Source organism: Streptomyces sp. NPDC013157, from assembly GCF_042899865.1.
In the GTDB taxonomy this organism is placed as follows: Bacteria; Actinomycetota; Actinomycetes; order Streptomycetales; family Streptomycetaceae; genus Streptomyces.
Map to the genome: position 1 here is coordinate 25,156 of NZ_JBIBAK010000035.1, position 10,944 is coordinate 36,099.

At 68.9% G+C, this 10,944-nt stretch carries 8 protein-coding genes and 2 pseudogenes; 9 read left to right on the forward strand and 1 reads right to left on the reverse strand.

Annotated features, from left to right (window positions below; all coding sequences use genetic code 11):
• Nucleotides 1–180: 180 nt before the first annotated feature.
• The 5 genes from ACFY6U_RS51775 (at nt 181) to ACFY6U_RS51795 (ending at nt 7,372) form a co-directional block, all read left to right on the forward strand.
• Complete coding sequence (locus ACFY6U_RS51775; protein WP_390050091.1) at nt 181–1,353, forward strand: alpha/beta hydrolase family protein; 1,173 nt, start codon at nt 181–183, stop codon at nt 1,351–1,353.
• Nucleotides 1,350–2,330, forward strand: a complete 981-nt coding sequence (locus tag ACFY6U_RS51780; protein WP_390050093.1) for an ornithine cyclodeaminase family protein — start codon at nt 1,350–1,352, stop codon at nt 2,328–2,330. Before ACFY6U_RS51775 ends, ACFY6U_RS51780 begins: the two co-directional genes overlap by 4 nt.
• 103 nt (nt 2,331–2,433) lie before the next feature.
• The gene (locus ACFY6U_RS51785) at nt 2,434–3,453 is read left to right on the forward strand and encodes a dihydrodipicolinate synthase family protein (RefSeq protein ID WP_390050095.1); all 1,020 of its coding nucleotides are present in this window, start codon (nt 2,434–2,436) and stop codon (nt 3,451–3,453) included.
• Between the two features lie 79 nt (nt 3,454–3,532).
• Nucleotides 3,533–4,450: a hypothetical protein gene (locus ACFY6U_RS51790; protein WP_390050097.1), complete on the forward strand. Its 918-nt coding sequence runs from the start codon at nt 3,533–3,535 to the stop codon at nt 4,448–4,450.
• Between the two features lie 588 nt (nt 4,451–5,038).
• Nucleotides 5,039–7,372, forward strand: a complete 2,334-nt coding sequence (locus ACFY6U_RS51795; RefSeq protein WP_390050099.1) for a SpoIIE family protein phosphatase — start codon at nt 5,039–5,041, stop codon at nt 7,370–7,372.
• Nucleotides 7,373–7,379: 7 nt separating this feature from the next.
• Here the strand turns inward: ACFY6U_RS51795 and ACFY6U_RS51800 are convergent, their stop codons facing one another.
• A complete protein-coding gene (locus ACFY6U_RS51800; protein ID WP_390050101.1) occupies nt 7,380–8,162 on the reverse strand; it encodes an IclR family transcriptional regulator in 783 nt (260 codons plus the stop codon).
• Nucleotides 8,163–8,328: 166 nt separating this feature from the next.
• Here ACFY6U_RS51800 and ACFY6U_RS51805 point away from each other — a divergent pair, with 166 nt between their 5' ends.
• From ACFY6U_RS51805 to ACFY6U_RS51820, 4 genes and pseudogenes are all read left to right on the forward strand, one after another.
• Nucleotides 8,329–9,039, forward strand: coding sequence for a CoA transferase subunit A (locus tag ACFY6U_RS51805; protein WP_390050103.1), 711 nt, complete (start codon nt 8,329–8,331; stop codon nt 9,037–9,039).
• A gap of 33 nt (nt 9,040–9,072) precedes the next feature.
• The gene (locus ACFY6U_RS51810) at nt 9,073–9,711 is read left to right on the forward strand and encodes a 3-oxoacid CoA-transferase subunit B (protein WP_390050104.1); all 639 of its coding nucleotides are present in this window, start codon (nt 9,073–9,075) and stop codon (nt 9,709–9,711) included.
• Between the two features lie 154 nt (nt 9,712–9,865).
• Nucleotides 9,866–10,213: pseudogene (locus ACFY6U_RS51815) on the forward strand (transposase); the annotation flags it as partial.
• A 55-nt stretch (nt 10,214–10,268) separates the two neighbouring features.
• Nucleotides 10,269–10,687 (forward strand): annotated as a pseudogene (locus ACFY6U_RS51820) (transposase); the annotation flags it as partial.
• Nucleotides 10,688–10,944 lie beyond the last annotated feature (257 nt).

A 10,944-nucleotide genomic window follows, 5' to 3' on the forward strand; every position in this document is an offset into this window, starting at 1 on the left:
CCGCGCCGTCGAAGTTCCCTGCGCCCGGTACGACGCGCCGGCGTTCCGCCGACCCCCGTACGCGGCGCGCGGCTCGGTCGTACACCTCGTCGTCCATGGCGCGTCCGACCAGCCCGTCGATACCTCGCATCACGACGGTACGGGTTCCGGGCGCACACCACCGACGGCAGAGTGACGGACATGTTCGAGTACTTCCCAGACAACTACATCTGGAGCCTCGGCGTCGCCGCGACGCTGAACTCCGGCGGCTGCATCGACGAGGTCGACCGTGCCTGCCGCCCGATCCGTGAACTCGCCCGGCAGGGCAGCGACGTCGGCACCAGGGAGTTCATGGCGTCCTGGCAGGCCGTCGCCGGACAGCTGGAGAGCCAGGCCGACGAGGCCGCGGCGGCCGGCCACCCGCGCACCGCCGGGCAGAAGTACTTCCGGGCGGCGGCGTACCTGTGCCAGGCGGAGCGCATGCAGAGCGCCAAGGACCCCGACCGCAGGCAGGTCTACCAGCACTGCCTCGACCTGCTGGAGCGCTCGTTCGAGCTCGTCGACCCGGCCACCTCCAGAGTCGCGGTGCCCTTCGAGGGGACGACCCTGCCGGCGTACTTCACCCGGGCGTCCCACCCCGACGGGACCCCGGCGCCGACGGTGATCATGTGGAACGGCCTCGACTCCACCAAGGAGCACATGTACACCTCCGGCTGGCCCGCCGAGATGGCCGCCCGCGGGATCTCCACCCTGATGGTGGACTGCCCCGGCAGCGGTGAGGCGCTGCGCTTCCAGGACCTCAAGGCGCGCGTCACGACCGAGGACTGGGCGACGGCGTGCGTCGACTACCTGGAGACCCGCGAGGACGTCGACAACGCCCGCGTCGGCCTGGTGGGCTGGTCGCTCGGCGGGTTCTACGTGCCGAGGGCCGCGGCGTTCGAGAAGCGGCTCGCCCTCGCCGTCGCCTGGGGCGCCAACCACAACTGGGGCGAGGTGCAGAAGGCGCGGCTGGAGCGGGAGGGCGAGAACCCGGTCCCGCACTACTGGGAGCACGTGCTGTGGGTCTGGGGCCACGACGACGTCCCCTCGTTCATCGAGGCCGCGGCCGCCGTCCACCTCGACGGCGTCGTCGAGCGGATCACCTGCCCGTTCCTCGTCACGCACGGCAGCAACGACCGGCAGATCGACGTCAAGTACGCGCACCGCTCCTACGAGCAGGCCGTCGGCAGCCCCCGGCGCGAGCTGCGGGTCTTCACGCCCGACGAGGGTGCCACGGAGCACATCGGCCTGGACCACCTCCCTCACGTCGGCTCGTACATCGCCGACTGGGTCGAGGACGTGTTCACCGCCCCGGCGACGGAAGGCACTCCATGACCCTGATCCTCGGCGATGCCGCCGTACGGTCCGTCTTCGACTGGAAGGAGGCGGTCGAGGCCCTCCGCGCGGCCTACGCCGGTGATCCCGACGGCACCCGCTTCCCCGCCCGCCGGATGGCACGCGGCGACCACGGGTGGCTGCGCACCCTGAGCGGCGTGCCCGCCGACCCCGCGCTCATGGGCCTGAAGATCATCGCGGCGTCGCCGGAACACGGCCGCGTCTCCTATCTGATCCCGCTGTTCGACCAGCGCAGCGCGGAGTTGGTCGCGCTGCTCGACGGCCACTCGATCACCGGGTTCCGCACGGCGGCGGCCTCCGCTCTCGCGGCGGACGTCCTCGCTCCGGCCGGTGCCCTGCGCGTCGGGCTGATCGGCTCCGGCTTCGAGGCGAAGAACCATGTACGGGCGCTGGCGGCGGTGCGTGAACTCACCTCGGTGACGGTCTACAGCCCCCGCTCCGAGAGCCGTACCCGCTGCGCACGCGAACTGGCCGACCTGGGCGTCGAGATCACCCCGGCCGAGTCCGCGCGGGCGGCCGTCGCGGACGCGGACGTCGTCGTGTGTGCCGCCCGCTCGCGCGACCAGTCACCGACCCTGCTCGGGGCGTGGCTGCGCCCCGGCATGACCGTCGTGTCGATCGGATCGACCCTGCCCGAGCAGCGGGAGGTCGACCCGGAGGTGCTGTCGCGCTGCGCGCTGCTCGTCGCCGACATGGTCGAGGAGGTCCTGGAGGAGACCGGCGACCTGATCGCCGCGCGGGCACAGGGTGTCGACGTGAGCCGCAGGACGGTCTCCCTGGCCGACCTGGTCTCGGGCCGGCACCCGGGCCGCGAGAAGCGCGAACAGATCCTGCTCTACAAGTCGGTGGGCTCGGCGGTGCAGGACCTCGCCGTCGCCGAGATGTGTGCGCGCAGTGCCGAGCGCGACGGCCTCGGCCTCGTCACCGACCTCGGAATCCACCCGGTCGAGAAGTGAGAACCGCGTGACGAGCCCGTCACGGACCGGCACCACACGTCCCACTGACCCGACCAGCCCCAGTACGTGACGAACCGTCACCGATAAGACGAGAGGACCGGACATGGCGGACTACAACCGGCGCGAGGCGCGCGAGTGGGCGCGCGAGAGGCTCGTCGGCGCCGTCAACTGCACCATCCCGTCGTTCACCAACGACCTCCGCGGCATCAACGAGACGGCGATCCGGCACGACGTGCGGCTGGCCAAGGAGCACGGCTTCCTGGGCACGCTCGGCGTCTCCGAGGTCAACATCACCCTGCCGGAGTACCTGGACTTCCTGCGGATCGTCCGCGACGAGGCGGGCGACGACCTGGTGGTCGTGCACCATGCCAGCTGGAGCGATCTCGAGCAGAACATCGAGGCGGTCAAGGGCGCGGAGGCCGCAGGCGCGGAGCTGGTGCTGCTGTCGTACCCGCCGAACTTCTACCCGGAGTCCGAGCAGGAGGTCTACGACTACACCAGGGCCGTCTGCGACGCCACGAACCTGGCCGTCATCCTCTTTCCGATGTTCCTGTGGAACTTCAGCTCGCGCATCCACCCCTCGGACATCCCGGCCCGCCTGATCCGGCGGCTGATCGACGACTGCCCGAACATAGCCGTGATCAAGGCCGAGGGCGGTTTCCCCAGCATCCAGGGAATCATCGAGTGCCACCGGCTGTTCGGCGACGAGGTCGTCATCTCCTGCCCCATCGAGGGCGAGTTGATCCCCCTCTCCCAGGTGATGCCGATCCAGCTCTCCGCGACCAGCGACCACGAGTACTACGGCCCGACGATCCCGCACGTGATGGGACTGCTGCGGGACGGCAAGTACGACGAGGCGACGGAGATCTACTGGCGGCTGCACCCGGCCCGCAAGGTCAAGTCGAATCTCGCCGCGCAGCTCAACGGCGGCTTCTTCATCAACCGTCAGGCGTGGAAGTTCCAGGGATGGCTCCAGGGCTACAACGGCGGCCCGCTGCGCATGCCCACCCAGCGCATCCACGACCCGCAGATGAACGCCCTGCGCAAGGGACTCGTCGACGCCGGCCTCGAACCGAGCATGGACCCGTTCCGGGAGTTCTTCATCGGCCGGAACCCCGCCTGAGCGGTACGCCCCCGCCAGGTCCGCGGCCTGGACGGACCGGCCGACGGCACATCACCCACTTACGAAGGAGCAGTACCAGATGAAGCAGTACGTCGACCTTGTCCTCAAGTCGATGGTCGAGAAGGACCCCGGTCTCCTTCCGCTGGCGGACCGCTACCGCGCGACGGAGAACTCGATCCCGGGTGCGCTGAACATGCTCACCGCCTGGCGCCTCGTCTCCAGGGTGAACGCCCTGGGGCCGGTCGTCGCCGACGAGGAACTCGGCAACATCGTGATGACCGCGAACCTGGAGATCGGCGGCGCGCCGGCCACCTTCTGGGCCCGGATCGCCGTCGCCGACGACCGGATCACCGAACTGGAGCTCTTCCACGCCAAGTCCCGGGGCGAGGGCGGCTACGTGCTGCTCGCCGAGGAGATCGGCAACGAGCCCGCGGTCTGGAAGTCCGCCATCCCGGAGAGCGGCCGCGCCACCCGCGAGGAACTGCTCGCACTCGGCAGGGCCATCTTCATCGACACCGCGGCGCCGATGCCCCCGGAGGGAGACGACTGCGTCGTCATGGAACAGGGCGGTGTGGTCCACGAGTTCGCGGAGTTCCACGACCTGCTCATGGGCGTCGACACCGGCCCGCACGCCCCGGAGGACACCGTCGTCATGCCCTACGGTCTCGCGCCCTTCCGGCCGTCGGACCCGAAAGCGCGGGTCGTCGCGGCCGATGTCGAGCAGGGCCTGGTCGTGACGATCGGCATGGTCCCCGGCTACATTCTGCCGACGGTGACGAGCGCCGCGAACATCTCCGCCTTCGTGCCGGCCTCCATGCGGGAGATGCACGCACGCAGCGTTCTGCCCAAGTGGCTGGAGGGCCGCAGCGTCATCGACGAGATCGAGGTCATGTGCGTCTCGATGCACGTCCTGCGCATGTTCGACGGCAAGCTGCAGGCTTCCGAGATGTTCAACAGCCTCACCGGCGCCGGCGCGCGGTCGGTGTGGGTCGACTGACCGTTCCCCGCCCGAACCGGTGCCGGTCGCCGCGCGAGAGTCCGACGCGCGCGGCGACCGGCGGACCGCCGGAGACTTCCGTCTGGATCACCGCGCGGATCAGAGGCAGATGACCGCAGGCACCCCTTTTTGCCTGCCTGAACAGCCCGGACGTGCGAGCCCGAGCCAACGAACGGACGCTGTTGATCAATTCCGCCCCACTGGAGTTCATCCAGCGGGGCGGAGTGCTGCGAAGGGCGAGACGCGGGTGCGGGCGAGCGGTCTGCCGGTGAGCCAGGCATCGAGGCGGGCGAGGCTGCCGGCGGCCATTCCATCCGTTGGTACCTACCGCACCACAACGCGTCCGTGCGGCGTTCCCCGGATTGCGGCGCGGGATCTGCCTGCCGGAACCGGCCTTCCCTTCCATCCGCACCTCTGCCTGGTCCTGACCCACAGCGTGGCCGCGATCTGCCTTGTGTGGGGGAGTCACGTTCGTTCGTCTTGCGGGCGCCTGCGTGGGACCATCGTAAAGAGCGCGGGTTGTCCGTCGAGGCCAGGTGAGGCGCTATGAACGACCCCGTGGTGCAGCCCGGGAGAGCCAGGGCGCCCGTGAACGACGTGATCGCCACCACCACCCCCGTGGTAGTGGCCGACCCCGACGGGATCGTGGCCTACTGGAGCGATGGCGCACGGTCCCTCCTGGGATTCGACACCGACGACGTGGTCGGAAGGCCGCTGGACGCACTGCTGACAGGGGATGGCCTGGCCTTTCGGCACCGTCAAGGCCGCCGTGTCGACGCGGCGCCGCTGGTGTCCCCCCTGGTGCTGGAAGGGAGACACGCCGGTTACCTCCTGACCGCCACACCCGAGGCTGGCGCGGTCGGTGGTACTCACGACCGGCTTCTGGCCTTGGCGTTCTACCAGAATCCGACTGCCACCGGGATCACCGACCGTGAAGGCCGGCTACTCTGTGTCAACCCCGCGATGGCCCGTGCGGCAGGCTCGACCGAAGCGGAACTGAGAGGCCGCTTGGTGACGGAGTTCCTCACCGGACCAGGCTTCTCCGCGATCAACCGACAGCTGCTGCGAGTCGCCGAGACCGGTGTACCCGAATCCACCGAGGCATACGTCCGAGCCCCCGGGGAACCCCGGGCACATGCGTGGGCCGTCGACGTCTTCCCGCTCACCGACGAGGACGGTCGTGTACAGGCGGTAACGACGTGCATCTTCGACTACTCGGAGCTGCACGGCTCGCGGAAGCGCATGGCACTGATCAACGAGGCGCGCGAACACTTGGGGACCAGCCTGGACGTGGCGCGCACCGCCGGGGAACTCGCCGAGGTGATCGTTCCGCGGTTCGCCGACGGCGTCGCGGTCGACCTGTTCGACCAGGTCATCGAAGGCCAGCTGCCGGCATCGGTACCGGTCGGGCCGGTCGCGCTGCGCCGGGTGGCTTTTCTGCCGCACTCCGGCGCTCCATCTGTCCAACAATCGCCTGATGACCTGGTCGTACACCCGGCCTCGTCGCTCGTGGCGGCATGCCTACGGAGCGGAAGGCCGGAGCTGCGGACACTTCCGGACCCGGCGATCAGCCGATGGTTCCAAGAGGAGCCGGCGCGGGCGGAACAGCTGCGGGATGGCGGCGCCCACTCGCTTATCGCGGTTCCCCTACGGGTTCGCGGCGTGCCCCTGGGCGCTGTGCTGCTTCTGCGCAACGCACGAACACCGGACATCTTCACGCCGGACGACCTCACGGTCAGCGAAGACCTTGCCGCGCGGGCGGCCGTCTGTTTGGACAACGCGCGCCGGTTCCGCCGCGAACGTGGCATTGCTCTCGGCCTCCAACGCATGCTTCTGCCCCGCCTCCCAGGGCAGCACCCGGCCGTCGAGACAGCCGCACGCTACCTGCCCGCGGGCGGAGAGGCTGAGACAGGCGGTGACTGGTTCGACGTGATCCCGCTGCCCGGCGCGCGGGTCGGGCTGGTCGTCGGTGACGTCGTGGGACATGGGCTCACAGCCGCCGCGACCATGGGGCGGCTGCGTACGGCGGTACGCACGCTCGCGGACATCGATCTGCCGCCGGAGGAGCTCCTCACGCACCTCGATGACATCGTGAGCAACACCGCGGACACCGACGCGGCTTCCGCATTCGGGCTGGAGGGTGTGGCCTGCGACGTCGGCGCGACCTGCCTGTACGCCGCCTACGATCCGGTCGTCGGCATCTGCACCCTGGCCAGCGCCGGACACCTTCCCCCGATCATGATGTCTCCGCAAGGCAAGGCGCGCATCGTCGATGTCCCGGTCGGTCCTCCACTCGGCCTGAGCAGCCTTCCGTTCGAATCCACGGAGATCGCCGTGCCGGAAGGCAGTGTCCTCGCTCTTTTCACGGACGGCCTCGTAGAAACCCGTGACCAGGACATTGACGCACGACTTGAGCAACTGCGCGGTCTTTTGGAACAACCTTGTGAGTCACTCGACGAGCTGGGCGACGGGATCCTGGACGCCTTGCTGGCCCCGGAACGGAGTGACGACGTGGCGCTGCTCCTGGCTCGTACCCGCGTCCTCGACCGGACCCAGGTCGGCAGGTGGGACATTCCGGCGGATCCGTCCGTCGTGGCCCACGTCCGCCGCAGCGTCTGCGAGCGGCTCTCCGAATGGGAGCTGGAGGAGAGCGCGTTCAGCGCGGAGCTCATTGTCAGCGAGCTGGTCACCAACGCGATCCGGTACGGCGGCGGTTCGATCCGCCTCCAGCTCATCAAGGACGACACGCTCATTTTTGAGGTGTGGGACGGCAGCACGACTACCCCGCACCTGCGTCGGGCGCAGCCGAGTGACGAGGGCGGTCGTGGCTTGTTCCTCGTTGCCCAGCTCACTCAGCGCTGGGGAACCCGCTACACCCGGGATGGAAAAGTGGTCTGGGCCGAGCAGTCGCACCTCGGATGAAAAGCGGTCAACGCCGGGCACTCCCGCCGGTACTCAGCGTCCGGCCGAGCGCGTGTGCCTCGCGCAGGAGGAGCGCACCGAGTTCAGGTCTACGCTCGGCACGGAACCGGGTCTCCACACCCGTCACGGTCAACGCCCACGCCGGCTGTCCGCCGTGGTCGAACACGGCTGCGGCCATGCCCCAGCTGCCTTCCACCACAAGCCCGGGGTTCACGGCGTATCCGTCGGTCCGGGTCTGCGCGATCCGCTCGCGCACCGCGGCCGCCGCGTGTGCCGGACCCCACCGACCGACCAGGTCCGTGCTGGCCAGACAGGCGTCGATCTCGGTGTCGTCGAGGAACGACAGTACCGCCAGGCCGGCCGAGACGACACCGAGCGGGAAGCGCGCGCCCTCGTACAGCACGAAGGAACGGATCGGAAAGTCCCCGTCCTCCCGCAGCAGGCACACCGTCTCATCACCCCGGCGGGCTGAGAAGAACGCGCTCTCTCCCGTCAGAGCTGCAAGCCGATGAACACTCTCGCGCGCGTAGCGGGTGATGTCGTAACGGCTTCCCGCCACCCCACCGAGCAGATACAGCTCGGGGCCGAGGAACCACCGCCCGCTGCGCCGGTCGCGGTCGACGAACCCCTCCTCCGCCAGCGACACGAGCAGCCGGTGCACGGTCGGTCTCGGCAGGCTCGTCGCTCTCGCCAGTGCGGCCGTGCCCGCACCGGCCTCGTTGACCGTCGACAGCGCGCGTAGCAGCGCGCCCAACCTGCCGACGAGGTGAGCTGCCGGGGTCGCGTCCATGTGCTCATCGTACGTTCACTCGGTGGACGCTGTGTCTGCTGCCCGCTCGCCTGCCAATCGGTTTGCCCGGTCAGGGGCTCGATTTCTTGCACGTCGGTGAAGCGCCCGAGTTGACTCTGCTGCTCGGACAGTGAACGCATCGCATGGAAGGCGGGAGGTGGACGGATTGGACAAGCTGCGCGCGACCGCGGAAGAGGCCTTGGCCGGTGTGCTGACCGACGGGATGACGATCGCCGTCGGCGGGTTCGGGCTGTGCGGTGTCCCGTACGACCTCATCGAGGTCGTACGGGACAGCGGGGTCACCGGGCTGACGATCGTGTCCAACAACATGGGGGTCGACGGCAAGGGCCTCGGCCTGCTGCTGGAGAACCGCCAGGTGGCCAAGGTGATCGCCTCCTACGTCGGGGAGAACAAACTGTTCGCCCGGCAGTACCTGAACAAGGTTCTCGAGGTCGAGTTCTCCCCGCAGGGCACGCTCGCGGAGCGCATGCGCGCCGGCGGGGCGGGGATCGCGGCCTTCTACACCAGGGCGGGTGTGGGCACGCCCGTCGCCGAGGGCAAGCCGCACGCCGAGTTCGACGGACACGTCCATGTCCAGGAGCGCGCGATCGTCGCCGACCTCGCACTCGTGCACGCCCACACCGCCGACCGGGCGGGCAACCTGACGTACCGGGCCGCCGCACGAAACTTCAACCCCCTCGTGGCCACCTGTGGCCGGTTGACGGTCGTCGAGGCCGAGCACCTCGCCGAGCAGTTCATCGACCCAGATTCGGTCACCACCCCCGGCATCTACGTCGGCCGTCTGGTCGTCACACGCCAGCGGACCAAGGAAATCGAACAACGCACGGTCCGCTCCCGCGCGACCGTCGAAGCATAGGAGCCACGACCCGTGCCCCGGACCCGCGACGAGATGGCCGCGCTCGCGGCCGCCGAACTCAACGACGGCGACTACGTGAATCTCGGGATCGGCATCCCGACCCTCGTGGCCAACCACATCCCGGACGGCGTGCAGGTGACCCTGCAGAGCGAGAACGGCATCCTCGGCCTCGGCCCCTTCCCATGGGAGGGCGAGGAGGACGCCGACGTCATCAACGCGGGCAAGCAGACGGTGACCGTCAACCCCGGTGCCAGCTACTTCGACTCCGCGACCTCCTTCGGCATGATCCGTGGCGGCCGCATCGACATCGCCATCCTGGGCGCCCTGCAGGTGAGCGCCAAGGGCGACCTCGCGAACTGGACCATCCCCGGTGCCCTCGTCAAGGGGATGGGCGGGGCCATGGACCTCGTGGTCGGCGCCCGCCGGATCGTGGTGCTCACCGACCACGTCGCCAAGGACGGCAGTCCCAAGATCGTCGAGGACTGCGGGCTGCCGCTGACCGCAGCCGGTGTGGTCGACCGCATCATCACGGATCTCGCCACCATCGATGTGACCCCGGACGGCCTGGTACTGACGGCAGCCGCCGCGGGTGTCACCGAGGAGGAGGTCCGGGCGAAGACCGGTGCTCCGCTGCACCTGCCCGCAGAGACGACCGCGAGCATCCGCCGCTGACGTCCCTGCTGCTCCCTCCGCACAGCGTGGGTCGTCCAGGCCACACACCACACCGAGATCAAGAACGACCTAACGGAGTCCTACTAAGAACTCCTAACGAAATGATCTTCGAGGTGGTTGGATCACTCCGGGACTGATGATCTGGGGGTGCGGGGTGGCTCGACCGAAGCCGTGGCATGTCGATGACGAGTTGTGGGCGATGCTCGAGCCGCTGCTGCCCAAAGTCGAGCGTCGGCTCCGTCATCCCGGACGCAAGCGGCACCCGGACCGGTTGGTGTTCCAGGGCATCCTGTTCGTGCTGCACACCGGGATCGCCTGGGAACACCTCCCGCAGGAACTGGGCTTCGGCTCGGGCATGACCTGCTTGCGGCGCCTGGCCGAGTGGACCGAGGCCGGCGTGTGGCCTCGCCTGCACGCGGTCCTCCTCGCCAAGCTTCGCACCGCGAACGCCCTGGACTTCTCCCGGGCTGCGGTCGGCGGCTCCCACATCCGGGCGTTAAGAACTCCTAACAAAGTGGCCCTGGAATGTGGGCAGTTGTGGGGTTGTTGACCCGTACATGAGGAAGGGTCAGCAGCCGCCGTGGATCGTGCCGGATGAGCTGTGGGTGCGGATCGAGCCGTTGCTGCCGGTCGTGCCGCGTCGGCCGGATCATCCCGGCCGCAAGCGTCTGGATGACCGGAAGGTCCTGTCCGGCATCCTGTTCGTGCTCTACACCGGCGTCCCGTGGGAGTTCCTGCCCCAGGAACTGGGTTTCGGCTCAGGAATGACCTGCTGGCGACGCCTGCGCGACTGGAACGATGCGGGAGTCTGGCAGCGTCTGCACGACTCGCTGCTGGCCGAGTTGCACGCCGCCGGCGCGCTGGACTGGTCCCGGGCGGTGATCGACGGCTCCCATGTCCGGGCCATGAAGGGCGGCCCAAAACCGGACCGAGCCCGGTCGACCGTGCCCGAACAGGCTCCAAGCACCATCTAATGATGAGTTACGAGGCTGGTGAAGCCTGAAGCACCACCGGGCCTGGAGCTCTTTGATCAGACGGGTTCACCGGTCTCGTGTCGTGGTGGTGTCGGCGTACGGACTTCTCTCCCCAGTTGCGTACAGACGAACGTCCCCAGCAGCTGTCAGGCCACTTCGCGGGGGGTTGCGTCCAAGGAAGTGGTGTACGGGTTCGACCTGATCCGGGGGTTTGCTCCGGCGTTGGGATGGTGCCCGCATAGATGAACGGCCACCGGCT